Genomic DNA, 26,856 nt, shown 5'->3' with positions numbered 1-26,856 from the left:
GCCGTTCCGTCCGCCAGGGCCCCAGGGCCCATGCCCGGCTGCTTCGCGCGCCCGGCTCCTTCACGTGCCGCTCACTTCGTACACCGCAATCGCCGATCCTTCGAAAATCCTCTCCTCGCCCCAACGCCCTCCCGATACCCTGTTGTTGACGGTGTGACAGATCGGAGTGGGCGACGGCGCTGGGGGTGCTGTGGACAGAGAGCTGTACGGACGTGAGGCGGTCCTCGGCGCCGACGGACTCGCCGCGCGCCTGACCGGTCTCGCCCCGTACGGCTCCGCCCGGGTCGCCTACGAGCACCGCGACGATCCACCGGTCACCGTGCTCACCGGCGGGCGCGGCATGGGCAAGACGGCCGTGCTGAAGCAGTTGCGCAGGCTGTACCGGGAGGTCACCCCGGTCGCCCTGGTCGACTGCGAGGCGGTCGTGCCGCCCGCGGACCCGGGGCCGGGCTGGACCCCGGTCACCGGTGCGCTGCCGGAGCTCGCCGCCCAGTTGACGGCGCGGGTGCGGGCCGCGCGGCCGGTGCCCTTCCCCCGGCTGAGCCTGGGTCTGGTGGCGGTCGCCTCGATCTCCTGGACGCGGGAGGACGAGACACGGGCGCAGCGGGACCTCCAGGCGCTGGGCCCGGTGCTGGCGACCGTCGACACCCGGGGCGACGCGGCGACGGGCTGGGTGACCAAGGTGCTGACGAAGCTGGCCGCCGGCGCCTTCGACGCGGTGGCCCCGCTGGCCGGACTGGTCGCGGAGGCCACGGTCGAGACGGTGCTGGAGGAGTCGTTCGGCCGGTTCCAGCGGCGCACCGCGGACTGGTACGGGAGCTATCCGCACGCGGGCGGCAACGGCCGGATCGGGCTGCGGCAGCTGGCGGTCGACTTCGAACGCGGCGGTGATCTGCGCCGCCGGGCCGAGGACCATCTGGTGCTGGCGCTGGTCACGGATCTGGTCCGGGCGTACGAGGGCCTGGCACGCGGGGCCAGGCGGGGGCGTCCGGTGCTGCTGCTGGACAACGCGCACACGGAACTGGGCCGCCGGCTGGTCGAGCCGCTGCTGCGGCGGCGGGCCGCCGGGGTGCGGGACCGGATCGCCGTGTTCGCCACCTCCCGGACCCACGACCACGAGGGGCTGAGCCATGCGACGCGCAGGCGGCTGCCCGAGGTGGCGCACGGTTCGCACTGGGCGCGCGGTTCGGAGGTGACCTCGGGGATCCTGGCCGTGGAGCTGACGGCGCTGGCCCCGGCGGACGTGCAGACGGCGTTCGACCGGCAGGATCCGGCGGGCCGCGCCCCGGCCGGGCTGGCGCGCGGGGTGCACCGGCTGACGGGCGGGCGCCCGCTGGGCGTGGCACTGCTGGCGCAGGCGACGGGCGAGGCACTGGCGGGGGCGGGGACGGGACGGCCGGACCGGGCCGCGGGGGCGGACCTGGTGCCGGGGGCGCTGCTGGACCACACCGTGGAACTGCGCGAGGACCGGCCCCCGGTGCGGGTGGCGGACGAACTGCTGGCCCGGCTGGTGCCCGGACAGCAGCTCGACATGCTGTGCGTGCTGGCCGCCGCGCACGGCGAGGAGTCGGCGCGGCTGCTGGCCACGGCCCGGCTGCGCGACCGGTCGCTGGAGGGCGACGTGGCGTTGCGGGTGCGTGACGCGCTGCGGTCGCAGGGCTGGCCGGTCGGTCCCGAGTTCTTCGTCGCCGATCCGCTGCTGCGGGCGCTGCTGCTGCACCGGCTGCGCTTCCAGGACGACGACCATCCGTACTACGCGGTGTGGCGCGCGGTGCACGAGACGCTGCGTACGGCCTACGCGCCCGGGGGCCGGCTGCCGAGCGTCCGGCACCGGCTGCACCAGGAGCTGGTGCTGGGCAGGACCAGGGACTGCGTGACGCATCTGCGGGAGCGGTTCGCCGACGCGGAGGTGACGGACTGGCTCGACTCGCTGCGGTTCATCGCCTCGGCGCCGTACCCGCGGGCGCCCGGCCGTCCGGGGCCCGACCCGCGGCGGGCGGTGGCCCTCGGCCGGGAGGCGACCGACGCGCTGCCGGACGGCGAGACGGGGCTCGGGGGGCTGGGCGAACGGGCCGTGGAGCTCCAGTTGCGGCTGCGCAGGCTGCTGCACGCGGTGTGGCTGCTGTCCGATCCGCTGGTCCTGCCGGACGACGAGGTGGTCGAGAAGATGGCGCACGAACTGCGGCAGCTGTCCGGCATCCATCCGTCGGGCAACAGCGTGCTGTGGGACGCGGCGACGCACTGGCCCCGGGACATCAGGGCCTGGCGGCCGTTGTCCATGCCGCCGGGGGCGACGGGCGGGGCGGGCGGCACGACGGGCACGGGCACGAGCGGCACGCGACGCGGGGAGGGTGGCTCGGATGCGTAATCCACTGCGGTACCGCCTCTGGTACACGGCGCGGCAGAAGGTCGTCACCTCGGTGGTGGCGGGCGCCCTGGTCTTCACATCGGGCTGGTACGGCATCGGCCGGCTCACCGCCCCCGAGAACCGCGCCTGCGTGCCGGGCGTCGAGCGCCCGCCGGGCAGTGACGAGTGCGTGGGGGTCTCCGGTGACGGCTACGACTTCGGGCGGCCGAAGCTCACCGAGGTCGCCAGGGCCATCGCCCGGGAGAACGCCACGCTGAAGCCCGGCCGGTACGCGACGGTCGCCCTGCTGCTGCCGCTCACGTCGAAGGACGAGGCGATGCAGACGAAGATGCAGCGCGAGCTGCAGGGCGCCTTCGCCGCGCAGTACCGGGCCAACCACCTGTCGAACGGCCAGGTGCCCGGGATCCGGCTGGTGCTCGCCAACACCGGGAACAACAACCTGCTGTGGCGGCCGACGGTGGAGCGGCTGAAGGCGATGACCGGGGCGCCGGACCACCTGCGCGCGGTGTCGGGGGTGGCGACCAGCAGCACCCAGGTCAGGAACGCGGTCAAGGAGCTGACCGCCGCGCACATCGCGGTCGTCGGCACCACGATCACCGCGGACGACATCGCCAACGGTCCGGACGGCGACCCGTTCCCGGGCCTGGCGCGGGTCTCGCCGACCAACCGCGACGAGGCGCGGGCGCTGGCGCACTTCGGGCAGGTGAAGGCCGACAAGGCGCTGCTGGTGCAGGACACCCGGACCGGGGACCACTACACGGACACGCTGCGGGCGGCCTTCACCTCGCTGGTGAAGGGCACCCGTTACGAGCCGCAGCTGTTCACCTCGCGCAGCGACCCGAACGACGAGGGCACCACGGCCAACACGTTCCAGCAGATCACGCACCTGATCTGCGACACGGACGCGGACACGGTGTTCTTCGCCGGGCGCCACACCCAGCTGCGGCAGTTCATCAACGCGCTCGGGTCCCGGGGCTGCCAGAGGCGCCCGTTCACGATCCTGACCGGCGACGAGGGCTCGTACCTCGGCAGCGACAAGAAGCTCGACCGGGGCGCGCTGCGCCGCGGAGTGACGGTGCGCTACGCGTCCCTGGCGCATCCGGACACCTGGACGACCACGGAGCAAAAGGGAGAGGGGAAGTCGCTGACGGGCGGCTCCCCGGCGGACTACCGGAACTTCCTGGACCTGCTGGCCGCGGTGGCGCGCAGGCCCGTGGGTCCGATCGGGCCGACCAGGCACCAGGACCTGACGGACGGGCAGGTCATCATCGCCTACGACGCGCTGTCGCTGGCGGTGCGCGGCATCCGGCAGGCGACCCCGGAGGGCAAGCTGCTGCCCCGGCCCGCGGACGTGGGCGAGCAGTGGCCGCGGGTGAAGGGGTCGTTGCGGGTGCCGGGGGCCAGCGGCTGGATCTGCCTGGACAACCACGGGAACCCGTACAACAAGGCGGTGCCGGTGGTGGAGCTGGCGCCGGAGGACGCCCGTCAGCGGTTCGTGGCGATCGCCTGGCCGGAGCGGACGCCTCCGGGCCCGAGCTGCCTGCCTCCGTCCTCGGGGCCGTGAGCCCGTACGGGCGTACGCCGCGGCGGGCCCGCACGACGCGGCCCCGCCGCCCACGCCCGCCTCACGCCCCGGCCGCGTACTCCTCGCGCAGTCCCGCCCAGCGCGCCGGTGTCCATCTCGACCAGTCGGCGGGGCAGCCGTCCAGCGCGTCCACGAGGTAGCGGAAGTGGTCGTGCCAGCCGGCGAGGCAGTCCAGGCGCAGCGCGTCGTCGCCCCGGATCTCGTTGGTGAAGCGCAGCAGCACATGGTCGCCGCGCGGCGGTTCCAGGTGGAAGCGGATGCGGCCGTGCGGTCCTTCGAGGGTGTATTCGGCGACCCGCTCGACGTCCCAGGCGGTGACGGTGCCCGAGGCGACGGTGGCGTTCCCGTCGGGGCCGGTGTTCAGCCAGCGCAGCGTGATCGCCCCGCCGATGCGTGGTTCGAACGTGTCGGCGGCGGCCAGCCAGCCGGGCAGCCCCCCGGCGCTGGCGACGGCCGTCCACACCTCGGGGACGGGGTGGGGCAGCCGCAGCAGGAAACGCAGGACGTGCAGGTCGCCGTGGGTCTCGCTGGTGCCGTGCTCGATGACGGGGGTCGCATCGGTCATGGTTCCAGCGTGGCCCGAGGGTGCGCGATCCGCACCCGTGCACGAACGAGGACCGGCCCCCGTCGTCCCCGTGCGGGGGAACGACGGGGGCCGGTCCTCGGACGCCCGCGCGGGTGCGGTCGTCAGACGCCCGCGTAGGAGTGCTTGCCGTTGACGAAGATGTTCACGCCGTAGTAGTTGAACAGCCAGCAGCCGAAGGCGAGGAGCGCCAGGTAGGCGGCCTTGCGGCCCTTCCACCCGGCCGTGGCGCGGGCGTGCAGGTAGCTGGCGTACGCGACCCAGGTGATGAAGGACCAGACCTCCTTGGGGTCCCAGCCCCAGTAGCGGCCCCACGCGTCACCGGCCCAGATGGCGCCCGCGATGATCGTGAACGTCCACAGCGGGAACACCGCGGCGTTGATGCGGTACGAGAACTTGTCGAGCGAACCGGCGGCCGGCAGCCGGGAGAGCACGGACCGGGCGAAGGCCCCCGGCTTCCCGCCGGCTGCCAGCTTGGCCTCGTAGCTGTCGCGGAAGAGGTAGAGCAGGGTGGCGACCGCGCCGATGTAGAAGACGGCACCGCAGAGGATGGCGGTGGAGACGTGGATCCACAGCCAGTACGAGTGCAGCGCGGGCACCAGCTGGTCGCTGGCCGTGTAGAGCCACGTGGTCGCCACACCGAGGTCCAGCAGGACGGTGGTGACCAGGAGCAGCCCCATCCAGCGGACGTTCTTCTTCAGAGCGAGGAGGACCAGGTACGTGCCGACCGCCACCGTGGAGAAGGTGATGGAGAACTCGTACATGTTGCCCCAGGGGGCGCGCTGCACGGACAGCGCGCGGGCGACGACGCCGCCCGCCTGGACGAGGAAGGCGACGATGGTCAGGGAGATCGCGATGCGCCCGTACAGGTCGCCCTTGAACGTGCCGCCGGCCGCGCCGGGGCCGTCCGGGACGTCCCGGGAGCCCGCGGCGGCGCGCGTGACGATCTTCGGGCGGTCGAGCACGGCGGTGCCGCCGCCCTGCTGGGCGACCCGCGCCCCGGTCGCGGCACCGGCGCCCCCGGCCCCGGCCTCCGTCCCGGTCAGGGCGGCGGCGGTGCGGCCGACCTTGCTGCGGCTGCCGAACACCCATTCCGCGATGTGCGCGAAGAAGGCCAGGGTGTAGACGGCCATCGACGAATAGATCAGCACATTGCTGGTGTTCGCCAGGCTCTCGTTGGTTGCGGCGGCGAGATTCACTTCTCAGCCCCTTCGGCAGGTTCTTCGGAGGATTCTTCGACGGAGTCGGGGTCCGGCCCGCCGGGCCGCCCCTCGTCCGTGTCCGGGTCGGGCGCGTCGCCGTCGGAGCCGGTGGGCGCCGGATCGGGCGCGGTGGGCGCCCGGTCGTGGAGCGTGAGGGCGAGATCGGCCAGTTCCTCGGGGAGCCTGGCGGACTCGCTGCGGCCGAGGCCGCCCATCTCGACGACGGTGACGCCGTCGGCGCCGCGCACGGCCCGCACCCAGACCCGTCGCCGCTGGATGAACAGCGAGGCGGCGAGACCGGCGATCGCGGCGGCCGAACCGCCGAGGGCCCAGCCGCTGGCGGGCTGCTCGGAGATCTGGAAGCTGGCCCACTCCTCGACGCCCACGAAGGTGATCGAGGCCGCGCCGTCGGGCAGCTTCATCGTGTCGCCGACCGCGAGGCGCTGCTTGAGGTCGCCGTTCTCGCCGTCCTTGAACGGCTTCATCTTCTTCTTGTCCAGCTGGTACACGTTCTGCGCCAGTCCGGAGTCGGGTCCGAGGTAGCCGTGGTAGGCGTTGAGCGCGAGCACGGGCATGTCCGCGGCCGGGAACTGGGAGAACATCGTGCCCTTGCCGTCACCCGCGAAGGTCGGCACGAAGAACGCCTGGAAGCCCAGCTGGGTCTTCTTGCCGCTCTTGTCCCGGTAGCCGTCCAGCACCTTGATCGCGCCGGTCGAGGTGATGTTGTTGTCGATCGGCAGCAGCGGCACGGCGTTGCGGTAGACCTCCTTGCCGGAGGCGTCCTTGACGGAGACGACCGGCGCGTAGCCGTGCGCGTTCAGATAGACCTTGGTGCCGTCGACGACGAGCGGCTCGTTGACCCTGATGACCTTCTTCTGCGGCTTGCCGTAGGCGCCCTTCTCGTACGTCACACGGGCCTCGAAGGTCCGCGCCGTACCCTTCTGCGGGCCGCTGCGCTCGTACGTGCCGACGAAGTCGTCGAGCTTGAAGCTGAACGGGGCGAGCCCGTCGTAGTCGAACAGCGAGCCGGACTTGAAGTCGTCGTACTGGGTCAGCGTGTTGGAGAAGCCGTCGCCCTCGACGATCAGCTTGGCGCCCTCGGACTTGAAGAGCTGGCCGTAGCCGAACGCCACCAGCATCACGATCAGGGAGACGTGGAAGAGCAGGTTCCCGGCCTCGCGCAGGTACCCCTTCTCGGCGGCGACCGCGTCCCCCACGGTGTGGGCCCGGTAGCGGCGCCCGCGCAGCGTGGCGAGCGCGGCCTCGCGCACCTGCTCGGGCTCGGCCTCGGTGCGCCAGGTGGTGTACGCGGGCAGCCGGGTCAGGCGCTTGGGGGCGCCCGGCGGACGGCTGCGCAGCTGGCCGATGAACTGGCCGGTGCGCGGCACGATGCAGCCGATGAGCGAGATGAACAGCAGGATGTAGATCGCGGAGAACCACACCGAGCTGTAGACGTCGAAGAACTGGAGCTTCTCGTAGATCGGCGTGAGGGTGGTGTGGGCCTCCTTGAAGGCCTGCACCTTCAGTTCGTCCACGCTGTTCTGCGGGATCAGCGAGCCGGGGACGGCGCCGAGCGACAGCAGGAAGAGCAGGATCAGCGCGACCCGCATGGAGGTGAGCTGGCGCCAGAACCAGCGGACCCAGCCGATGACGCCCATGGCCGGCAGAGCGGCCGCGCTCTCCTCCCGGGGCGCGGTGGAGAGCTGGGAGCCGGCCGCGCCGAGTTCGGGGGCGTTCTCGTCGCGCCCCTTCTCCTCGTGCTCGTTGCTCGCGTTGGTCTCGGTCTTGCTCATGGAACCTCAGATCCCCACCGTGAAGCCGTCGGACCAGCCCTGCATCACCTGCATCAGGTCGGCCCACAGACCGGTCAGCAGGAGCAGACCGGTCACGATCATCATCGCGCCGCCGATCCGCATGACCCATGCGTAGTGGCGCTTGACCCAGCCGAACGCACCGAGCGCCTTGCGGAAGGCGACCGCGGCGAGCACGAAGGGCACGCCCAGCCCCAGGCAGTACGCGACGGTCAGGAGCGCCCCGCGTCCGGCGGTGCCCTGGTCCATCGCGAGGATGCTCACCGAGCTGAGCGTGGGCCCGAGACAGGGCGTCCAGCCGATCCCGAAGAGGGCGCCCAGCAGGGGCGCCCCGGCCAGTCCGCTCACCGGCCGTCTGTGGATACGGAACTCGCGCTGGGTCATCCAGGGCATCAGTCCCATGAAGAAGATCCCCATCAGGATCATCAGCACGCCGAGGATCTTGGAGAGGACCCCGCTGTGCTCCTGGAGGGTCTGGCCGAAGAAGCCGAAGAGCGCGCCGCCGGAGACGAACACGGCGGTGAAGCCGAGCACGAACAGCGAGGCGCCCGCGACCATGCGGCCCCGCCTGGCCTGAGCCAGGTCGGTGCCGCTGACGCCGGTGACGTACGAGAGGTAGCCGGGGACCAGGGGCAGGACGCACGGCGAGAAGAACGAGACGAGCCCGCCGAGCACCGCGATGGGCAGGGCGACGATCAGCGCCCCGCTCATCACGGTCTCGTTCTGCGCCGGAAGCGCCGCGAGGGTGAGCACGGAGTCACTTCTCCGCGATCAGAGGGTCGATCATCTCGTGCAGCTTCTCGGCGTCGAGCGCGACCAGGGAACGGGCGGCGATCCTCCCGTCCCGGTCCAGGACCACGGTCGAGGGGATGGCCTGCGGGTTCAGCGTGCCCTTGGGGAAGCGGAGCATCAGCTTGCCGGTCGGGTCGAAGAAGCTCGGGTACGGGACGCCGTAGTCCTTCTCGAAGCTCACCGCGGGACCCTTCTGCGCGTCCCGCGTGTTGATCCCGACGAACTCGACGCCCTTGTCCTTCGTCTCCTTCGCCACCCGGGAGAAGTACTGGGCCTCCAGCCGGCAGGGACCGCACCAGGAGCCCCATACGTTCAGCACGACGACCTTGCCCTTGAAGTCGGCGACGTCGAGCTGCTTGCCGTCGAGGGTCTCCCCGTCGAGCTTCGGGGCGGGCTTGCGGTCCCCCTTGTCGACGGTGGAGATCCCGCCGCTGCCCGTGACGAAGTTCGTGCTGCCCCCACCACCGACCTTTTCGTCGTTCCCGCCGCACGCGGTCAGCGTGAGCGCGAGTGCGACGGCCGCCGCGGGGGCGGCGAGCAGGGTGAAGCGGCGTCGAGATGCCCGGCCATAGCTCATGTGAAAAGTTTCGCATGGCGGTTCCGGCGATCTCGGGCACCCCCCTCGGTGCCCGTAACGCCCCTTGTCAGGCTTGTTTAAAGAAGGCGTTCCAGCCGCCTTCGGGCGCCTGTCCGACACCCAGTGTGCGGAGCTTGTCGAGCACGGCCGGGGTCTGTACGTCGAGCCAGTCGACGAACTGCTTGAAGGAGACCAGCCGCACATCCGGCTTGTCGGCGATCTTCCTGAGCGTTTCCTCGACCGCGTCCATGTAGATGCCGCCGTTCCACTCCTCGAAGTGGTTTCCGATGTAGAACGGAGCGCGATTCGTCGTGTACGCACGGTCGAATCCGGAGAGATACGACCGGGTTGCCTGCTTGCGCCAGCCGGGATAACGGGACGGCATTCCCTTGGTCGAATTCTGCGACTGGTTGGCGAGGATGTTGTAGTCCATCGAGAGGACCTCGAAGCTGTGCCCGGGGAAGGGCATGGCCTGGAGCGGCAGGTCCCAGATGCCCTGCCGCTTCTGCGGCCACACCTGCGTCCCGCCGGGGGAACTGGCGTCGTAGCGCCATCCGAGCTTCTTGGCCGTGGGCAGCAGGTTGTCCTGGCCGAGCAGGCAGGGGGTGCGAGCGCCGACCAGTTCCTTCCGGTAGTCGAAGGGCAGCGGATCGAGATCGGTCCAGCCGGTATTGGTGCGCCATTCGGTGACGAAGGAGATCGCCTGATCGATTTCGCTCTGCCACTGGGCGGGGGTCCAGTTCGCGACCGATCCGGAACCGGCACAGAAGTGCCCGTTGAAATGGGTGCCGATCTCGTGTCCGTCGAACCACGCCTGACGGACGTACTTCATCGTCTCCTTGATGTGGTCATCGGTGAGATAACCGATGTCGGAGGCGCCGACCGGGTTGTTGGGCGGCCGGTACTTGGACTTCTTCGACTCGGGCAGCAGATAGAGACCGGAGAGGAAGAAGGTCATCGCCGCGTCATGGTTCTTGGCGAGTTCCAGAAAACGCGGGAAGAGACCGTTGCCGACCTCGCCCGCCCCGTCCCAGGAAAAGATCACGAACTGCGGCGGCGTCTGTCCGGGTTCGAGCGGGACCGGCGCCGGGGGCTGGTGCGGCTGCTTGCCGGTGTCCGCGGTGGAACCGTCCCCGATCAGCCGGACGTCCTTCTTCGCGGGACCGGTCCCCCGACCCTGCCCGTCGGTGCCCTTCCCCTCCGTGGCCCCGGTCTGTTCCGTCCCGGAGGAACCGCATCCCGCCAGACCGATGGCGGCCGCGGCCCCAAGTCCGGCTCCGAGCAAACCCCTTCGGCTGATCTCGCGCATATATTCCCCGTCTGCGGTCGTTTTGCCTCAAGTCCATACAAACTGGCGAAGGCTTAGATGACAGAAACAACACGAGGGTTCCGCGATCTAGCACAAAGTTCTTTGCGGCACCAGAGCACGAAGGTGATCGAACATACAACCCAAGAGCTGTCCCTTCATCCGTGACGGATCAGCACGTGGCGTGGCGTCGGATCTGATGCGTCGCAGGGCGGAGGAGCGACCGCGTGCGACAGGGCACGTACGGGAGGCGGCAGGGCACCACCGGGGCGCGGCGCGGGCATCGTCGAACGGGACGGGGCGGGCACCGGACCCACCGGTCCGGAACCCGCCCCGTCCACGCCGTCCCGAGCCCGCGCCCGGACGCCGGCTCTCAGGCGCCGAACGCCTTCGGCCTCCCCTTCACCGGCTTCGCACCGGCCCGCAGATGCGGCGGCACCAGGTCCCGGGCCGGCTCGCTGTACCCGACCGACACGATCTTGTCGCCCTGGTAGGTGAAGCTGGTCAGCGACGCGAGCGTGCACTGACGCTTGCGCGGGTCGTGCCACAGCCGCCGCCGCTCCACGAAGCTCCGCACGATCCAGATCGGCAGCTGGTGACTGACGCACACCGCCTCGTGGCCGCGCGCCGCGTCCCGGGCGGCGTCCAGGGCGCGCATCATCCGTACGACCTGCTCGATGTACGGCTCGCCCCAGGACGGCCGGAACGGGTTCGTCAGGTGCTTCCAGTTGTCCGGCTTGCGCAGCGCCCCGTCGCCGACACCGAAGGTCTTGCCCTCGAAGACGTTGGCGGCCTCGATGAGCCGCTCGTCGGTGGCGATCTCCAGACCGTGCGACGCGGCGATCGGCGCGGCCGTCTCCTGGGCGCGCTCCAGCGGGGAGGCGACGACGTGGGTGATGTCGCGGCCCTTCAGCTGCCCGGCGACCCGGTCGGCCATCTCCCGGCCCAGCTCGGAGAGGTGGTAGCCGGGGCGGCGCCCGTAGAGCACGCCCTCCGGGTTGTGCACCTCGCCGTGCCGCATCAGGTGGACGACGGTGATGTCCTTGCCGCCCTCGCGGCTCGCGTTCTCGCTCATGCCGTGGCCTCCGATGCCGCGCGGGCGGCGGCGGGCAGGGCGGCGGCGATGCGCTCGACGGCCCGCGTGTCGTGGGCGGTCGAGACGAACCAGGACTCGAAGGCGGACGGCGGCAGGTAGACGCCCTGCGACAGCAGCGAGTGGAAGAAGGCGGTGAAGCGGAAAGCCTCCTGCCGCTTCGCGTCCTCGTAGTTCCGCACCGGCTGGTCGGTGAAGAAGACGGAGAACATGTTGCTCGCGGACTGCACGGTGTGCGCCACGCCCTCCTTGGTCAGCGCGTCGCCGACCAGACCGCGGATCTCCGCGGAGACCGCGTCCACCTTCGCGTACGCCGCGTCGTCGAGCAGCCGCAGCTGGGCGAGCCCGGCGGCGGTGGCGATCGGGTTCCCGGAGAGGGTGCCCGCCTGGTAGACGGGGCCGGCGGGGGCGAGGTACGCCATCACGTCCGCCCGGCCGCCGAAGGCCGCGGCCGGGAAGCCGCCGCCCATCACCTTGCCGAAGGTCATCAGGTCGGGGCGCACCCCGTCGACCCCGAACCAGCCCGCCTTCGAGGTACGGAACCCGGTCATGACCTCGTCGGAGATGTAGAGGGCGCCGTCGGCGGCGCAGATCTCCTTGAGCCCGGCGTTGAAACCGTCCACCGGCGGCACGACGCCCATGTTGCCCGGCGACGCCTCGGTGATCACGCAGGCGATCTCGCCGGGGTGCGCGGCGAACGCGGCCCGCACGGCCTCCAGGTCGTTGTACGGCAGCACGATCGTGTCGCCCGCCTGCGCGCCGGTGACCCCCGGGGTGTCCGGAAGCCCGAAGGTCGCGACCCCGGAACCGGCGGCGGCGAGCAGCGCGTCGACGTGGCCGTGGTAGCAGCCCGCGAACTTCACCACCTTGGCGCGCCCGGTGAAGCCGCGGGCGAGACGGATCGCGGACATGGTCGCCTCGGTGCCGGAGGACACCAGCCGCACCTGCTCCACGGGGTCGACCCGGGCCACGATCTCCTCGGCGAGCGCGACCTCGCCCTCACCGGGCGTCCCGAACGAGGTGCCGCGCGCGACGGCCTCCCGCACCGCGGCGATCACCTCGGGGTGGGAATGGCCGAGAATCATCGGCCCCCACGAGCACACGAGGTCGACGTACTCACGGCCATCGGCATCGGTGAGGTACGGACCGGTACCGGACACCATGAAGCGGGGCGTACCGCCCACGGCCCGGAAGGCCCGCACGGGAGAGTTCACGCCACCGGGCGTCACGAGGGACGCGCGGTCGAAGAGCGTCTGGGAAACGGGGGCTTGATATGAATACGCCACTTTGGTCCTGATCTGCGATTCGAGGGTCGGTGGGCCGGGCCGGAAATCCTGACCGCGGCGAGCGGGGAACGTGTTCTCCTCGTGTGAACGTGTTCTCCTCGTGTGGGGGAAGGGCTCAGCCCCCTCGCGTCTGCGAGACTGGGGCGTGATGGGGGAAGCTCACACAAGCCATGGTGTCAGAGGCGCACACGGTCTTGCGGAACAGGTGTTTCACCGCACGCCCGCGGGGGAGGTCACTGACACGATGATCGGGTTGCACGGCGGGGGCCGTGTCTCCTAAGTAGTAGTCGGGTGGATGAGATATGCATCGCGGTGGCGGAGTGGGCGAAGGGACCGACGGCCTGGGGCCCGAGCCTGCCCGACGGGGTCGGCACCGGCGTGATGGGGAGCGCCGCCGGAGCGCGCGGCCCGGTGGTGCACAGGGCGGCGGAGCCGGGAGCAGGAGTGGTGGCCGGGTGGGGGTGACGTACAAGTACTTCGGCGCCCCGGACGGGGCGACCGCGGCGCGCGTGCCCATTTCGATGCGCCCCGAGGAGCTCGGCGGCGACGAGCTGGGCATGGGCGGCATGTTCACCAAGATCAAGCCGGAGACGGTGGCGGCGATGGTCCTCACCGGCATCCAGGGCATACCCCTGCACCGGGTCCCGCCGCTGGAACTGGTCGTCCTCCACCCCGACTACGCGGTGGTCAAGCTCCCGATGACGGTCGTCGACCCGCTGCGCGGCGTCGGCGAGGAGTCGGTCGGCGCCGCGGCCTTCATCTGGTCCACGGTCCCCGACCGCGGCGGCCCGCGCGACGCGTTCAACGTCTACCGACTGCTGCACGAGTGGCAGGACTTCTCGCACCGGCTGCACGACGCAGGGCACCAGGCGTACTGCCTGGTGTGGCCCTGACCCGACGTTTCTCGGACCCGAGACTTCTCGGACCCGAGGTTTCTCGCTCACGCGGGACCAGAGGGCGAGGCGTCCGGGAGGTCCGGGGAGGCCGGAGGCTCCGGGGGACCCGGGAAATCCCGGGGCAGATCCAGCCATCGGGACGTGCCGGGTGCGATCACATGGGTGTGCCCGCCGAGAACGACCCGGACCGCCGGATGCCGCGAGCCCGGTACGGCGATCCGTACGCGTCCGTCCCTGAACCGCAGGTCCACGTCCCAGTGTCGGCGGAAGCGGATGCGCATCCCGAATCCCGAGAGCTCGGGCAGCGCGGCCGGGTCGAGCCATAACGCGTCGTCACGGGTCTCCAGCCCGGTCATTCCGCGCTGCACGAAGTCGAGGGTGCCCGCCATCGCGCCCAGGTGGATGCCCTCCTCGGTGGTGCCGCCCTGGACGTCGGCCACGTCCCCGACCAACGCCTCCTGGCAGTACGCCCATGCCTCGTCGCGGCACACCCGGGCCAGCACCCAGGCGTGGACCAGCGAGCTGAGCGTGGATCCGTGGCTGGTGCGCGCGAGGTAGTAGTCGACGGTGGCCCGCCAGACGTCGTCGTCCAGCGGGTGCCCGAGCCGCTGGAAGAGGCCGGCGAGCTCCTGCGGCGAGAAGAGGTAGCCGAGCATCAGCACGTCGGCCTGCTTGGACGCCTGGTACCGGTTGACGGTGTCACCCTCCGCCTCCAGGATCCGGTCCAGCCGCCGGATGTCCCCGTACCGCTTCCGGTACCGCCCCCAGTCGAGCTCGGCCAGCTCCCCGTAACCGACGAACTGACTGATGACGCCCCGGTGATACGGCACATGCAGACGATGGGAGATGTCCTCCCAGCGTTCCGGTTCGTCGGGTTCGAGCCGGAAACGGTCGTGCAGCCGCCCCCGCATGCCCGCGGGGAGGTCGCGGTACAGCTCCGTCGCACGCGACAGGACCCAGGCCGCCGTCACGTTGGTGTACGCGTTGTCGTCGAGCCCGGCCGTCCCGGACCCCGGATAGGCGTCGTGGTACTCGTCCGGGCCGACGACACCGCGGATGCGGTACCGGCCCAGGGAGCCGTCCCACGCGGCACTCGCCGCCCAGAACCTGGCGATCTGCAGCAGCATCTCCGCGCCCTTGGAGTGCAGATAGTCCACGTCCCCGGTGGCCTGGCAGTACTGCCACACGTTGTACGCGACGGCCGAGCCGACGTGGTGCTGGAGCCGGGAGCGGTCGGGCAGCCAGCGCCCCGAGTGCGGGTTGAGGTGGAGCTCCTGCGTCTCCTCGCGTCCCGTGTCGGCGCTCTGCCAGGGGTACATCGCCCCGGCCCTGCCCGCCTCGCGTGCCGCCCGGCACGCTGCGGGCAACCGCCGATGGCGGTAGTCGAGGAGACCTCGGGAGACCTCCGGGAGGTGCAGGTTCAGGAACGGAAGGACGAACAGCTCGTCCCAGAAGACATGACCCCGGTACGCCTCACCGTGCAGCCCTCGCGCCGGAACCCCCACGTCGAGGTCGGCGGTGTGCGGCGAGAGCGTCTGCAGTACGTGGAAGAGGTGCAGCCGCAGAATGCGGCCCGACTCGCCGGGGACCTCCAGCCGGACCTGCCGCCACAGGTCGGCCCAGGCCCGTCGGTGCGACGCCAGCAGGCGCGGGAAGCCGGGAGCCGCACGGACGGCGGCCGACGCCGCCCGCGGCGGGCCGCCGATCGCGGGGTCGCGCGTGGTGTGGAGGGCGACCGTCTTGTCGACGACGGTGTCGGCCCCTGGGTCGAGCGGCAGCACCAGCCGCCGGAAGACCGACGTAGGCGTCTGCCGGAACCGCGGGACGGGGGTGGTCGCGGGGTCGAAGGCGGTTACGGGGGCGAGGGCGGATACCGGGCCGGGGGTCGTTACCGGGCCGGGGGCGTTTGCGGCGTCGGAACCGGGGTCGGACGTGGTCGCGGGGCCGGGACCAGGGGTGCGGGCCGCCCCGTGCCCGGCCCAGGTGTGGGCCGCCAGCCCGATCCCGATGTCCGACTCCACCGTTCGGCACCGCAGCGAGACCACGCCGTCGTCGTGCGTCCCGGTCACCCAGCCGGTGAGGTGCCGGTTCGACAGGTCCCGGTATCGCTCCACCCCGGCGTTGCGGACGTCGCCGTCGATCCCCGACTCCACCTCGATCTCGCCCGCCCACCCCTCGGCCCGGAACACCGTGCGCAGCGCGGCGAGATGCGGGTCCCCCATGTGCACCAGTCGGCACTGTTCCACGCGCAGGCGTCGTCCCGCCCCGTCCTCGTACACGGACCGACGCGTCAGCGTGCCCCCGCTCAGGTCGAGCCACTGACCGTGCTCCACGAGCTGCTCGTGGTCCGGGGTCAGCCACGGCCCCGGCGCGGCGTCCCCGGGGCGGATGCGGTAGCGCAGCGGCAGCCAGTTCGGCAGGTTGACCAGGTCCTCGTTCTCCACTCTGCGGCCCCGCACCGAGGAGGTCAGCCGGTTGTAGCAGCCCGCCGCATAGGTGCCGGGGTAGTGCCAGGGGCCCTCGGACGTCTCGGGCGCGGCGCCCCGGGTGGCGAAGTAGCCGTTGCCGAGGGTGCACAGCGCCTCGCGGAGCCGTTCCTCCCTCGGGTCGTATCCCTCGTACGACCAGGTCCAGACATCGCTCATCGGTCTTCCCCGGCGCCCGGTGCCGCAGCACCCGCTTCCCCGACGGCCGCGTCCCCTTCTCCGGCAGTCGCTTCCCCCGCGGTCGCTCCCGTGGTCAGCAGGTCGCCGGGATCGGACACCACGAGGTCGGCGCCGTGACGGCGCAGCGCGGCGGCGCTGCCGGGCCCACCGGTACGGTCCACGCCGATCACGAGTCCGAAACCGCCGCGTCGCCCGGCCTCGACACCGGCCAGCGCGTCCTCCACCACCGCCGTGTTCCGGACCGGGACCCGCAGCCGCCGCGCCGCCTCCACGAAGAGCGCCGGGTCGGGCTTCCCCGGCAGCCGCAGCCGGCCCGCCTCGTTCCCGTCGACCACGGCGGCGAACCGGTCGATGAGCCCGGCCCTCGTCAACAGCTCGGTCGCGTGCCGGGACGCGGAGACGGCCGCGCAGGGCGTCCCCCGGTCGCGCAGCGCGCCGAGGAGCCGGACCGTGCCGGGCCAGACGTCGACGTGTTCGGTGCGCAGGGCCCGTGTGAACAGTTCGTCCTTGCGGGCGGCGACCGCCCACACCGTTCCGGTGCCCGGCGGGTCGTCGGGGTCCCCCTCGGGCAGGTCCAGCCCCCGGGAGGCCAGGAACGCAGCCGCGCCGTCCCGTCGCGACCGGCCGTCGACATGGCGCAGGTAGTCGTCCACGGCGTCGAAGGGCCGCTGTCCCTCGATGCCGGAGAGGACGGCGTCGAACGCCTTCTTCCAGGCTGCGGCGTGGCTACGGGCGGAGTCGGTGATCACTCCGTCGGTGTCGAGGACGACGGCCCGTACGGAGCACATGCGCGGCGTCAGGGACGGGGCGGCTGCCATGAGCGGACGTTCCCTTCGTCGGTCCCTCGGCCCCTCGGTCAGTCCTTCGGCCCCTCGGTCAGTCCTTGGGTCAGCCCCCTTCTTCGGTCCCTTCGCCGGTGCTTCCGGGGGTCTCTTCGCCGGGGCTCCTCCCATGGCACCACGGTTCAGGCGCATGGGCACCACGGGTCCGACCCGGCCCGCGACCTCCGTACGGACAAAGCACGCCCCAGATCGTCCCGGCGGGTAAGGGCCCGGCCGCCGGGCGTGGGGTCGCGGCAGCGGGCACGGGGCCGCCCCAGGCACGGGGCCGCCCAAGGCGTGGGATCGCCCGGGACGTGGGAGAGTTCGTAACAGAAGGGCAGAAAAATACTCGTAACGGATTAACGCGGATTGACAGAGCGCTCGTTCCGAGCCGGACGTCAGGCCTCCGCCTTCCGTGCGAACAGAGAAGCGAACGGGCAGATGAAACACATCCGCCATCCGCCCCACCGCGCGGCGAGCGCTCCACACCGCGACAGCACCGACCGAACCCCTCGACCGTTCCGGATACCCGGGAGTCACGATGCCCAGGTCACTCGACGACGCGACGCTGACCGGCCTCGTCGCCGATGCAACCGCCGCCCCGTCCATGCACAACGCCCAGCCCTGGCAGTTCCGCTACACGCGCGCGGGCCACACGCTCACCCTCCTCGCGGACCTCGACCGCGCGCTGCCGGAGGAGGACCCGGCGACCCGCGCGCTGCACGTGGGCTGCGGTGCCGCCCTGCTCAACCTGCGGGTGTCCGCCGCCCGCCACGGCCTGGCAGCGGTCACCACGCTGCTGCCCGAACCGTCGGCGCCCGCCGTACTGGCCTCCGTACGCCTCGGCGTCCGCGCTGTCGCCCGACCGGCCCACGAGAACGAGGCGCGGGCCGGGGGCGAGGCGCCATCCGAGAACGAAGCGCGGGCCGGGAGCGAGGCACCGACCGGGGGCGCGCTCACCGAGGACGAGGCACTCGCCGCCCTCCATCCCGCGATCCAGGAGCGGCACACGAGCCGCTACCCGTTCGACGACACGCTGGTCCCGGAGGACGTCCGCGCGCTTCTCGTCGCGGCGGCCCGCGCCGAGGGCGCCGACTTCTCGTTCCTGACCTCGCCGCATCTGGAGACCGTGCTGGGGCTGATCCGGGACGCCGAGGGGTACGACCGCGGGGATCCCGGGCGGGAGGCGGAGCAGCACCACTGGACCCGGAACACGAAGACCGAGGCGCCCGTCGACGGGATCCCTGACTACGCCTTCGGCCCCGGCGACGCCCAGGAGCAGGCGACCACCCGCGACTTCGCGGGCACCGGCGTACTGCCCGGCCGGGCCCGTGTGCCGTTCGAGAAGCGACCGCAGCTGGCCCTGCTGACCACGTCGAGCGATCACTCCGTCGACTGGCTGCGCGCCGGTCAGGCCCTGGAACGGGTCCTGCTCCTGGCCACCCTCCACGGCGTCTCCACGTCGTTCTCGACCCAGCCCATCGAGTGGCCGGACCTGCGCTGGATCCTGCGCGACCCGGTCTTCGGCTCGGGGCACGCGCAGATGATCATCCGTCTGGGATACGGGCCCACGGGACCGCGTACGCCCCGGCGCCCGACGAATCAGGTGCTGACGATCGAACCGTAGGACCAGGCACGCCGACGAACGACCGGACGGGAACGAGCGGAAAGCCGAACAGACAGACGAAAAACAAGCAACGGAAGAGCGGGAGAAGCAGAACCAGAAGCAAAAGAGACGGAAGAGGCGGAAGAGAGACGAGAGAGGGGCGGAAGGCCGTGGAAGCGATGCGACGCCCCGTGGTCGTCGGAGTGGACGGATCCGAGGGCAGTCTCCGCGCCCTCGACTGGGCGGCGGCGGAAGCGGCGTGCGCGGGGCTCCCCCTGCGCGTCGTGCACGCCTCGCTGTGGGAACACTACGAAGGGACACATGCCGCCTCCGACCCCGAGCGCCCCACCGACGAGATCCTGGCCGAGCATCTGGTCGCCGAGGCCCAGGAACGCGCGCGACGGCTCGGCCCCGAGGTGGACTTGGAGGCCGATGTGCTGCCCGAGGACCCGGTGGCGGCGCTCGTCGCGGAGAGCCACGAGGCCGCCGTGGTGGTCGTCGGCTCCCGCGGCCGGGGCCGGATCGCCGAAATGCTCCTGGGGTCCGTCAGTCTCGCGCTCGCCAACCGGTCCCACTGCCCGGTCGTGGTGGTCCCGGCGCGGGCACCGGACACACCACCGCGGCCCGGTCGCGTCGTCGTCGGGATCAGCGACGCCGAGGAACCGACGTCGGCCGTCTTCTTCGCACTCGCCCACGCGGCGGCCCGGCACGGCGAGCTGGTCGCCGTACGGGCCTGGCGCGCCCCCGCCCATGAGGTCAGGAGCCATCCGCTGCTCTTCGGCTCCCCCGCCGCCGTCCACCACCGGCAGGCCCGGGAACACCTGGAAGCCGTGCTCGCGAAGCTGGACCCGAACGGTGCCTCCGGTGTCGTCGTCCAGCGGTCGGTGGTGCGCGGGCCGACGCACCAGAAGCTGCTGGAGGCCGCCGGAGGCGCGGAACTCCTGGTCGTCGGCGCGAGCCGGACCGGCGGACGGCACGGGCACCACACACCGCACGCACAACACCTCGGCGCGGTGAACCACGCGATGCTGCATTACGCGCCCTGCCCGGTCGCCGTCGTCCCGAACGCGTACCCCTACCGCGCCTGACGCCTCGACCGAACCCCGGCCTGTCAGTACCCGGCCGTACGGTTCTCCCCATAACCGACGCACCGATGCCACGACGCGTCACAGGCGTCAGTGCGCGGACCCACCGAAGCACCACAGCACCGCCGCACGAAGGGACCGTCCCATGGCCGAAGTCGCCGCCCGTCTTGTCGTCACGCTGGCCGCGCCGCTCGGCCGCGGCCGGGACGCGGCAGGTGCCCCGCGGCTCCTGCGTCGGTCCGGCAAACGCCTGCTCGTCCAGCGAAGCGACGCCGAGCTGGTCGCCGTCGACCCGGACACCGCCCGTCCCGACTCTGTCGGTCCGAACTCCGTCGATCCGGACTCCGCCCGTCCCAGCCCTGCCGATCCCAGCCCTGTCGATCCCAGCCCTGTCGATCCCTGCCCCGCCCGTCCCAGCCCTGTCGGTCCGGACACCGCCGGTGCGGACTCCGAGGGCGCCGCCGTGATCCGTTTCCCCGCGCCCTGGCCCAGCCGCTACGGCACCTGCGCGGTGGCGCCGGACGGCGGTCTCGCGGTCTTCGCCGGGGTGCACGCGCTGCGCGCCGTGGATCCGGCGGGCGAGGTGCGCTGGGAGATCCGGCACGGCTGCTGGGACGACGCCTGCCACACGCTCCACACCACGTACGACGAGTACGCGTCGGACCATTCGCACGGGTACGCGGACAAGGGCTCCGCCGTGTTCTCGGCGGACGGCACGCTCGTGTGGGCCCACATACGCGGTCCCCTCGCGGCGGCCGGTCCCGATCCCGGTCCCGAGGCGCAGGACGAGTGGCTGGTCGTCGACGCCGCCGACGGCCGGGTGCTCGGCCGCGTCGACGCGGAGACCGCGGCCGTCGGTTCGCAACACGTCCCGCACCCCGACCCCGCTCGTATGGGGCTGTGCGTCGGCGAGGGCCAGGACGGTGTGCCGATGCTGTGGGGCCGGTGGGACGGGCAACGGCTCTCCGTCGAGCGGTTCTGCGACGACGAGCGGATCCTGATGGCGGTGAGCCCCTCGGGCGACCGGTTCCTGACGGTCACCCACTACGAGGAGACGCTCGCCGTGCACCGTACCGAGGACGGTTCCGTGCTCTGCGAACTCGACGCCCAGGACGGCGTCCCCCGCCACCCGGAGGCCGATCCCGACGACCTCGACGCCGACGTGACCCTCTGGGACTACACGGGTGGCTTCCTCGACGAGGAGACCGTCGTCGCGGGAACGTCGGAACGGGACTGGGAGTACGGCGAGCAGCGCCACTGGCTGGTGCGCGCGGACGCGGCGGGGATGCGGGTGAACGCGCGGATCACGTACCCGTTCCCGGCGTCCGGCGGTGCCACGGCGCTCGGCGACGGCACGTGGTACACGGTCTCGGAGACCGGCGACGCCCTGCACGTGTGGAGCCGTTGACCGCGTCGCCCGAGCCCTCACCGCGCACACCCCTGACACACCGCCCGGCTCCGGCACACCACCCCGGCGCGCGGGGGCGCGCCCCCGCGCGCCCCGCTTACCGGGCACACCACTCGGACAGCCGGCCGGGCACGCGCCGTGCGTCTGGCCGTACGCCCGCCCGGCCGGCACTCACCGGCCGGGCACGCGCCGCGCTGTCAGCCGGTGCCGATGTCACACGCCGGGCGGCGTCCACCCCGGGTCCCGGCCGGTCAGCGCCAGCACCCGCTCGAACGGACCGGCCCCTTCCGGTACCGGGTGCGGCTCGCCGAACACCTTCGCCTCCCGGGCCATCGGCGCCATCGCGGCCAGTGCCGGGCCGATCTCGTCCAGCACGGACTCGTCCGGGACGAACTCCTGGCCGGTGGCCCGCGCCAGGTCCCAGGCGTGGACGGTCAGATCGCCCAGCACCATGTTCCCGACGGTCCTGGCCGGGAGCGCCATCTGCCCCGTCGTGCCTTCCTCGGCACCGGGCGCGGCCCACGCCGCCGCCAGCTTCGCGGTCTCCTCACGGAAACAGGCCCGCCAGTCGCCCGTCACGGCCTCCGGCACCTCGCCGAAGTCGGTCTCCCCCTTGGCCGCTAGGACCTGGAAATTGACGACGACCTGGAAGAGGTGGTTGATCAAGGCCCGCACGTCGTACTCCGCACACGGCGTGGGGTCCCCGAGACCTGTGTCGGCGATCCCGTCCAGCACGGGAACGGCCCGGTCGGCGGCCGCTTCGAGCAACTCGCTGATCTTCTTCATGCGTCGAGCCTGCACGCCACGACGGCCCGACGCTTGAAAGAACACGACACCCGCGGCCCCGGCCCGCCGCGGCCGTAGGATCGCCGACATGGCCGGTCCTCGACGCGACACCAGAGGCATCGTCGACGCCACCGAACTCTTCACGCGGGTACGTTTCCGGCGCCGCGAGCCCGCGCCCGCCCTGCGACCGTACCTGGAGCACTACTGGCTCATCGACTGGGACCTGGCGGAGCCGTACGCCTCCCATCTGGTACCGCACCCGTCCGTGAACGTGGTCTTCCAGCGCTACGCGGCGCCTCCGGCGCACGGCAACGGATACGCCGAGGTCTCCGGCATCGCTCCGGGGCTCTTCGTACAGAAGCTGGAGGGACGCGGCCGGGTCTGCGGCGTGCAGTTCAGGCCCGGCGGGTTCCGCCCGTTCGCACCGGACCGGCCGGTCTCCGACTGGACGGGGCGGCGTCCTCCCGTCGACGAGGTGTTCGTCCCGCCCGTCCCGCCGTCGGCGGTCCTGGACCCCGCCGACGAGGACGCCCGGGTCGCGGCGCTCGACGCGTACCTGCTGGCACTCGGCCCGGAACCGGACCCGCAGGCGGACCGGGCGATGGCCCTGGTCGACCTGGTGCGCACGGATCGCACGGTGCGCCGGGTCGACGAACTCGCCCGCGCCGAGGGGGTGTCGCCGCGCTCGCTGCAACGGCTCTTCGCCGCGTACGTCGGCGTCGGCCCCAAGTGGGTCATCCTCCGCTACCGCATCCACGAGGCGCTGGAACGAGCCGAGTCGGACCCGGCCGTGGACTGGGCGGCACTCGCGGCGGAACTCGGATACAGCGACCAGGCCCATCTGATCAGGGATTTCACGGCGACGGTCGGCGTCTCCCCGACAGCCTTCGCCCGAGCCGCCGTCCCCGATGCCCCGGCTCCCCGCCCGTCGAACGGGACGCGACCAGCCGGGCGGGGCACGCCCCGCCCCTGAGCACGCGCCGCCCTCGGACGCCCGTATCCCTGCACCCCGCCACGAGCACTCACTCGCCCACGCCCACGCCCACGCCCACGCCCACAAAGCGTCGTCCGGCTACGCGCCCGCTCCTGTTCCTCCTGACGCCTCAGCTTTCTCCTGACGCCTCAGCCCGCCTCCACCGCCTTGTCGAAGTGGAACGCGACGATGTCCAGCCGTTCCCGCAGGTAGAAACGGTGAGCATCGGTGCGGTGCGTGCCTGAGTCGAGGTTGAGGTGCAGGCAACCGGCCTGCTTCGCCCGCTCCTCGAGGTACGCGAGAAGCTCTCGGCCGACACCGGTCGAGCGGGCGTGCCCGGCGGTGACCAGATCGTCGACGTACAGCATGCGGATCAGGCTGGTGTTGTCGACGACGCGCCAGCCGGCCGCTCCCACGCAGACACCCTCGTCGTCATAGGCGGCGCTGAATCGCAGCCCCTGCGCGTATCCCTTCTCGTACACCTCCTGGAAGAGTTCCACGGTGAGGTGCGGCCGGAGTTCGCGCAGGACCGGAAGCACGTCGTCACGCAGCCGGGCGTCATCGGGGCCGAGGTCGAGGATCTTCACACGGGCATTCGTATGCGCAGTCGCCGAAGTCATGGGGGCACTGTAGGCAACCGGGCTCGCCCACGCAGCCGCGTCGGCACCGCCGAGAACCTGCCCCCGATACGGTTCCGCCACCCTGTGACCACGGCGGTCACCGGTTCACGGCACCTGCTGGATCCCGGCGCCGAATTCCCTGGCTGTGGTGCCGGTCCGATGACATCCTGACGAGGTGAACGGACCCGAGATCCAATTCGAAGTCGCCCCCGAGCTGCGCCCCTTCGTCTCGCCCGATCGCCGCCGGGGACGCTCGACCGTGACCACCGACGGCTCCTCCACACTCGGCCATGTCGTGGAGTCGCTCGGCATCCCGCTCACCGAAGCCGGGCAGATCCTGGTCGACGGCCGTCCGGTGTCCGTCTCGCACATCCCGGGCGCGGGCGAATCGGTCCAGGTACGCGCCGTGGACCGTCCCCAGCGCGTCCCCGGGGCGCCCCTGCGTTTCCTTCTCGACGTCCACCTCGGCACGCTCGCCCGGCGGCTGCGGCTGCTGGGGGTCGACGCCGCGTACGAGAGCGAGGACATCGGCGACGCCGCGCTGGCCGCCCGGTCGGCGGACGAGCGCCGCGTACTGCTCTCCCGGGACCGCGGGCTCCTGCACCGGCGGGAGATCTGGGCCGGGGCGTACGTGTACAGCGACCGGCCGGAGGACCAACTGCGCGATGTGCTGCAACGGTTCGCCCCGCGCCTGGCCCCCTGGACCAGGTGCACGGCCTGCAACGGACCGCTGAAGCAGGCCGACAAGGACTCCGTCAGCGACCTGCTGGAGCACGGCACCCGACGCTCCTACGACGTCTTCGCGCAGTGCGCGGAATGCGACCGGGTCTACTGGCGAGGGGCCCACCACTCCCACCTCGACGCGATCGTCGCGAAGGCACTCCGCGACTTCGCGCCCGCGACCCTGGACGGCGGCCGGGAGGACGACGCGGGACCCGACGGGGGGAACGACCGGAGGAGCGCCACGGGGGACGATGCCCCGCAGGACGAGGACAGCGCGCCGTCGGCCCCCTCCGAAGTCTCCGGAACTCCCGGAGCCACCGGCTGACGGCCCCGTCCCCACATCCCCCTGCCGCTTCCCCTGCCCCTGCCGCTGACCTGCCTCTGCCCCGCCCCCGCCACTCGGCTCCTCGCCTCGGCCCCTTGCGGCACGACGACAGGGCCTACGGCTGCTCGGCGGTCAGGTAGCGCTGAATGGTGGGCGCGAGCCAGGCGATCACTTCTTCGCGCGACATAGCGACGGCGGGCTCGATCCGCAGGACATAGCGCGTGAGGGCCATGCCCAGGATCTGCGAGGCGGCGAGAGCCGCCCGGCGCGGGGCATCGGCCGGGTCGGGGCACACGCCGGCGGCTATCGGGCCGATCTGCTCGGCGAAGACCTCTCTCATCCGCTCGGCCCCCGCGTCATTGGTGACGGCGACCCTGAGCAGGGCGGTGAGCACGTCATCGCCCTCCCACCGGTCCAGGAAATGCGTCACGAGCACGGCGCCGACGTGCATGCCCGGCAGCGCTCCCAGCTCCGGAACGAGCAGATCGATCTCGGAGGCGGCCGCGAACAGCCTCTCCTTGTTCCCGTAGTAGCGCATCACCATCGACGGGTCGATGTTCGCGTCGCGGGCGATGGCCCGGATGGTGGCGCGCTCGTAGCCGTCGGCGGCGAACCGCTCGCGCGCGGCTTCGAGGATCGCGGCCTTGGTGGTGTCCGAACGGCGGGGGGCGGTGGGCTTGCTGTTCACACCAACAACTGTAGGCCAACAAGCGTTGACACTCCAGCCCCGACAGGGCTACCATTGCCAACAAGCGTTGACCAACGCGCGTTGGCATCAAGGTGACCGCTGACGACCGGGCCCAGGAGGCAGCCATGACCACCACCCCGAGCACCTCACCCGACACTGTCGACGTCCTCGTCGTGGGCGCCGGCCCCACCGGCCTGCTGCTCGCGGGCGACCTGGCCGCCCAGGGCCTCTCCGTCACGCTCGTGGAGCGCCGCCCGCACGGGATCAGCAACATGACGCGGGCGTTCGCCGTGCACGCCCGCACGCTCGAACTGCTCGACGCCCGCGGCCTGGCCGACGAACTCGTCGGCGCGGGCACGCCCCTCTCCTCCATACGTTTCTTCGGCAGGCTCTCGCTCGATCTCTCCGGGCTGCGCACGCGCTTCCCCTTCGTGCTGATCGCCCCGCAGTACGAGGTGGAACGCCTGCTGGAGCGCCGCGCCCGCGCCGCGGGCGTCCACTTCCGTCACGAGACGCGGCTGACCTCGCTCCGCCAGAGCCCCGCGTCCGACACGGTCACCGCCGAACTGCGCGAGGCCGCCGGCGGCACGAGCACGATCGACGCCCGCTATCTCGTCGGCACCGACGGTGTGCGCAGCCAGGTCCGCGAGGTGCTCGGCCTGCCGTTCCCCGGCGTTTCCGTGATCCGGTCGCTCGTCCTCGCGGACGTCCGGCTCGCGGAGGAGCCTCCTGGTGTCCTGACCGTCGACGGGGACGGGGACGCCTTCGCCTTCATCGCCCCCTTCGGCGACGGCTGGTTCCGCGTGATGGGCTGGGACCGCGGGCACCAGCCCGCCGTCAGCGCACCCGCAGACCTGGAAGAACTGCGCGGGGTCGTCCGCCGCGCCCTCGGCACCGACTACGGCATGCACGACGCGCGTTGGATCTCGCGTTTCCACAGCGACGAACGCCAGGTGCCCACCTACCGCACGGGCCGGGTCTTCCTCGCCGGGGACGCCGCCCACGTCCACTCACCCGCGGGCGGTCAGGGCATGAACACGGGCCTTCAGGACGCCGCCAACCTCTCCTGGAAACTCACCGCGGTCCTGCGAGGACACACGGCCTCCCCGGAGGCGCTCCTCGACAGCTACCACGAGGAACGCCACCCGGTCGGCGCACAGGTGCTTCGCTCCAGCGGAGCACTCATCCGTCTCGCCATGGCGAAGGGCCCGCTCCAGCGTGCGGCCCGGACGGCCGCCACGGCAGTGCTCTCCCACGTCCGGCCGGCCTCCGGCAAGGTCATCGGCATGGTGTCCGGGCTCGCGATCTCCTACGCCGCCCCGCGCGGGGCCCACCCCCTGACCGCGCGACGGGCCCCCGACCTGAGCCTTCGGGAGGGCCGCCTCCACCAGTTGCTCCGCGGCGGCACCTTCGCCCTCGTCACGCCCGCCGACACCCCGACTCCGGCCACACCCACCCCGCTGGCGCACGCCCACTGGAAGGACGGCCGCACCACCACCCTGCTCATCCGGCCCGACGGCTACATCGCCTGGGCGAGCGAGCGCCCCGACCCGGCGGCGCTGCAGGCCGCACTCACCCGATGACCCCGCCCCGCCCCCGACAGCACCGAGACCGCACACACCCGCACCGACATCGACTCCCGCCCCACCCTCCGCC

At 71.9% G+C, this 26,856-nt stretch carries 22 protein-coding genes; 9 read left to right on the top strand and 13 right to left on the bottom strand.

Annotation, left to right across the window (positions count from 1 at the left end; translation table 11 throughout):
* Positions 1-190: 190 nt before the first annotated feature.
* Both AB0E67_RS16330 and AB0E67_RS16325 read left to right on the top strand, forming a co-directional pair.
* Entirely contained in the window at positions 191-2,368 is a 2,178-nt protein-coding gene (locus tag AB0E67_RS16330) for a hypothetical protein (protein ID WP_362026634.1), read from the top strand.
* A complete protein-coding gene (locus AB0E67_RS16325) occupies positions 2,361-3,932 on the top strand; it encodes a hypothetical protein (protein WP_362026631.1) in 1,572 nt (523 codons plus the stop codon). The genes AB0E67_RS16330 and AB0E67_RS16325 overlap by 8 nt, the downstream gene beginning before the upstream one ends.
* A gap of 61 nt (positions 3,933-3,993) precedes the next feature.
* Here the strand turns inward: AB0E67_RS16325 and AB0E67_RS16320 are convergent, their stop codons facing one another.
* The 8 genes from AB0E67_RS16320 to hemL all read right to left on the bottom strand — a co-directional run bounded on the left by AB0E67_RS16320 (position 3,994) and on the right by hemL (position 12,603).
* A complete protein-coding gene (locus tag AB0E67_RS16320) occupies positions 3,994-4,518 on the bottom strand; it encodes a hypothetical protein (protein ID WP_362026628.1) in 525 nt (174 codons plus the stop codon).
* 122 nt (positions 4,519-4,640) lie between these two features.
* On the bottom strand, positions 4,641-5,735 hold the full coding sequence (gene ccsB, locus AB0E67_RS16315) for a c-type cytochrome biogenesis protein CcsB (RefSeq protein ID WP_362026625.1): 1,095 nt from the start codon (positions 5,733-5,735) through the stop codon (positions 4,641-4,643).
* The gene (locus tag AB0E67_RS16310; RefSeq protein WP_362026622.1) at positions 5,732-7,531 is read right to left on the bottom strand and encodes a cytochrome c biogenesis protein ResB; all 1,800 of its coding nucleotides are present in this window, start codon (positions 7,529-7,531) and stop codon (positions 5,732-5,734) included. Before AB0E67_RS16310 ends, ccsB begins: the two co-directional genes overlap by 4 nt.
* 6 nt (positions 7,532-7,537) lie before the next feature.
* Positions 7,538-8,302 carry a cytochrome c biogenesis protein CcdA gene (locus AB0E67_RS16305; protein ID WP_362026619.1) on the bottom strand — a complete coding sequence of 255 codons (765 nt, stop codon included), beginning with the start codon at positions 8,300-8,302 and terminating at the stop codon, positions 7,538-7,540.
* Between the two features lie 4 nt (positions 8,303-8,306).
* Entirely contained in the window at positions 8,307-8,918 is a 612-nt protein-coding gene (locus AB0E67_RS16300; RefSeq protein ID WP_362026616.1) for a TlpA disulfide reductase family protein, read from the bottom strand.
* Between the two features lie 67 nt (positions 8,919-8,985).
* Positions 8,986-10,227 (bottom strand): hypothetical protein, encoded by a 1,242-nt coding sequence (locus AB0E67_RS16295; protein ID WP_362026613.1) that lies wholly within the window; start codon positions 10,225-10,227, stop codon positions 8,986-8,988.
* Between the two features lie 370 nt (positions 10,228-10,597).
* On the bottom strand, positions 10,598-11,299 hold the full coding sequence (locus AB0E67_RS16290; RefSeq protein WP_362026610.1) for a histidine phosphatase family protein: 702 nt from the start codon (positions 11,297-11,299) through the stop codon (positions 10,598-10,600).
* A complete protein-coding gene (gene hemL / locus AB0E67_RS16285) occupies positions 11,296-12,603 on the bottom strand; it encodes a glutamate-1-semialdehyde 2,1-aminomutase (RefSeq protein ID WP_362026607.1) in 1,308 nt (435 codons plus the stop codon). Before hemL ends, AB0E67_RS16290 begins: the two co-directional genes overlap by 4 nt.
* A gap of 302 nt (positions 12,604-12,905) precedes the next feature.
* On the opposite strand from hemL, the gene AB0E67_RS16280 reads away from it, so the two are divergent.
* Entirely contained in the window at positions 12,906-13,496 is a 591-nt protein-coding gene (locus AB0E67_RS16280) for a hypothetical protein (RefSeq protein WP_073787168.1), read from the top strand.
* 47 nt (positions 13,497-13,543) lie between these two features.
* Here AB0E67_RS16280 and AB0E67_RS16275 read toward each other — a convergent pair whose 3' ends face one another.
* Both AB0E67_RS16275 and AB0E67_RS16270 read right to left on the bottom strand, forming a co-directional pair.
* Positions 13,544-16,144 carry a glycosyl hydrolase family 65 protein gene (locus tag AB0E67_RS16275; RefSeq protein ID WP_362026605.1) on the bottom strand — a complete coding sequence of 867 codons (2,601 nt, stop codon included), beginning with the start codon at positions 16,142-16,144 and terminating at the stop codon, positions 13,544-13,546.
* Positions 16,141-16,983, bottom strand: a complete 843-nt coding sequence (locus tag AB0E67_RS16270) for an HAD-IA family hydrolase (protein WP_362026602.1) — start codon at positions 16,981-16,983, stop codon at positions 16,141-16,143. The genes AB0E67_RS16275 and AB0E67_RS16270 overlap by 4 nt, the downstream gene beginning before the upstream one ends.
* 544 nt (positions 16,984-17,527) lie before the next feature.
* Here AB0E67_RS16270 and AB0E67_RS16265 point away from each other — a divergent pair.
* The 3 genes from AB0E67_RS16265 to AB0E67_RS16255 all read left to right on the top strand — a co-directional run bounded on the left by AB0E67_RS16265 (position 17,528) and on the right by AB0E67_RS16255 (position 21,085).
* Positions 17,528-18,613 carry a nitroreductase gene (locus tag AB0E67_RS16265; protein WP_362026599.1) on the top strand — a complete coding sequence of 362 codons (1,086 nt, stop codon included), beginning with the start codon at positions 17,528-17,530 and terminating at the stop codon, positions 18,611-18,613.
* Between the two features lie 158 nt (positions 18,614-18,771).
* The gene (locus AB0E67_RS16260) at positions 18,772-19,680 is read left to right on the top strand and encodes a universal stress protein (protein WP_362026596.1); all 909 of its coding nucleotides are present in this window, start codon (positions 18,772-18,774) and stop codon (positions 19,678-19,680) included.
* 142 nt (positions 19,681-19,822) lie between these two features.
* Entirely contained in the window at positions 19,823-21,085 is a 1,263-nt protein-coding gene (locus tag AB0E67_RS16255) for a hypothetical protein (protein WP_362026593.1), read from the top strand.
* Positions 21,086-21,298: 213 nt separating this feature from the next.
* Here the strand turns inward: AB0E67_RS16255 and AB0E67_RS16250 are convergent, their stop codons facing one another.
* Positions 21,299-21,871, bottom strand: a complete 573-nt coding sequence (locus tag AB0E67_RS16250) for a TIGR03086 family metal-binding protein (RefSeq protein WP_362026590.1) — start codon at positions 21,869-21,871, stop codon at positions 21,299-21,301.
* An 88-nt stretch (positions 21,872-21,959) separates the two neighbouring features.
* Here AB0E67_RS16250 and AB0E67_RS16245 point away from each other — a divergent pair, with 88 nt between their 5' ends.
* A complete protein-coding gene (locus AB0E67_RS16245) occupies positions 21,960-22,844 on the top strand; it encodes a helix-turn-helix domain-containing protein (RefSeq protein ID WP_362026587.1) in 885 nt (294 codons plus the stop codon).
* A 149-nt stretch (positions 22,845-22,993) separates the two neighbouring features.
* Here AB0E67_RS16245 and AB0E67_RS16240 read toward each other — a convergent pair whose 3' ends face one another.
* Complete coding sequence (locus tag AB0E67_RS16240; RefSeq protein WP_362027065.1) at positions 22,994-23,431, bottom strand: GNAT family N-acetyltransferase; 438 nt, start codon at positions 23,429-23,431, stop codon at positions 22,994-22,996.
* 208 nt (positions 23,432-23,639) lie between these two features.
* On the opposite strand from AB0E67_RS16240, the gene AB0E67_RS16235 reads away from it, so the two are divergent.
* Positions 23,640-24,512, top strand: a complete 873-nt coding sequence (locus AB0E67_RS16235) for a Mut7-C RNAse domain-containing protein (RefSeq protein ID WP_362026584.1) — start codon at positions 23,640-23,642, stop codon at positions 24,510-24,512.
* 115 nt (positions 24,513-24,627) lie between these two features.
* On the opposite strand, the gene AB0E67_RS16230 is transcribed toward AB0E67_RS16235, so the two are convergent.
* On the bottom strand, positions 24,628-25,200 hold the full coding sequence (locus AB0E67_RS16230) for a TetR family transcriptional regulator (protein WP_362026581.1): 573 nt from the start codon (positions 25,198-25,200) through the stop codon (positions 24,628-24,630).
* 125 nt (positions 25,201-25,325) lie between these two features.
* On the opposite strand from AB0E67_RS16230, the gene AB0E67_RS16225 reads away from it, so the two are divergent.
* On the top strand, positions 25,326-26,783 hold the full coding sequence (locus tag AB0E67_RS16225; protein ID WP_362026579.1) for an FAD-dependent monooxygenase: 1,458 nt from the start codon (positions 25,326-25,328) through the stop codon (positions 26,781-26,783).
* Positions 26,784-26,856 lie beyond the last annotated feature (73 nt).

The organism is Streptomyces sp. NPDC032161 (assembly GCF_040636995.1).
Taxonomy (GTDB): Bacteria; Actinomycetota; Actinomycetes; order Streptomycetales; family Streptomycetaceae; genus Streptomyces.
Note: the sequence above shows the minus strand (reverse complement) of the source record. Positions and strands in the feature narration are given on the sequence as shown.